The sequence below is a fragment of the Proteus sp. HMSC14B05 genome (genome assembly GCF_001808035.1).
Classification (GTDB): domain Bacteria; phylum Pseudomonadota; class Gammaproteobacteria; order Enterobacterales; family Enterobacteriaceae; genus Proteus; species Proteus mirabilis.
In genome coordinates, this window is sequence record NZ_KV791987.1 from 342 (window position 1) to 749 (window position 408).

The 408-nt window shown below is 43.1% G+C and carries 2 protein-coding genes; both read left to right on the forward strand.

The genetic code is table 11. The features are described 5' to 3' along the window. Positions 1 to 172 (forward strand): recombinase RecT (locus HMPREF3129_RS18955; protein ID WP_254668247.1); only part of this gene is annotated, 172 nt, incomplete at its 5' end. Continuing rightward, positions 162 to 408 (forward strand): single-stranded DNA-binding protein (locus HMPREF3129_RS09925; protein WP_139142873.1); only part of this gene is annotated, 247 nt, incomplete at its 3' end. The genes HMPREF3129_RS18955 and HMPREF3129_RS09925, both read left to right, overlap by 11 nt.

Genomic DNA, 408 nt, shown 5'->3' on the forward strand with positions numbered 1-408 from the left:
GGAAGAAATGGCGAAGAAAACCGTTATCCGTCGCTTGTTTAAATACCTACCCGTCTCTATCGAAATGCAAAAAGCGGTCATTTTAGACGAAAAGGCAGAGGCTAATGTCGATCAGGAAAACGCCTCAGTATTTGAAGGTGAGTTTGAGGAGGTAGGTACTGATGGCAATTAACACAATAACAGTAAGTGGAAACTTAGGCAAAGATTGCGAACAGCGATGGACGCGAAATGGTAAAGCGGTTGCATCTTTTAGCTTGCCAGTGAAACAAGGTTACGGAGAACACGAAAAAGTATCTTGGGTTATCTGCAAGATGTTTGGTTCTAAAGCTGAAAAGCTACCTCCGCACCTAACCAAAGGAATAAAGGTTATGGTAACTGGTGAGTTCGTCATGGAAGAATGGACAAGCC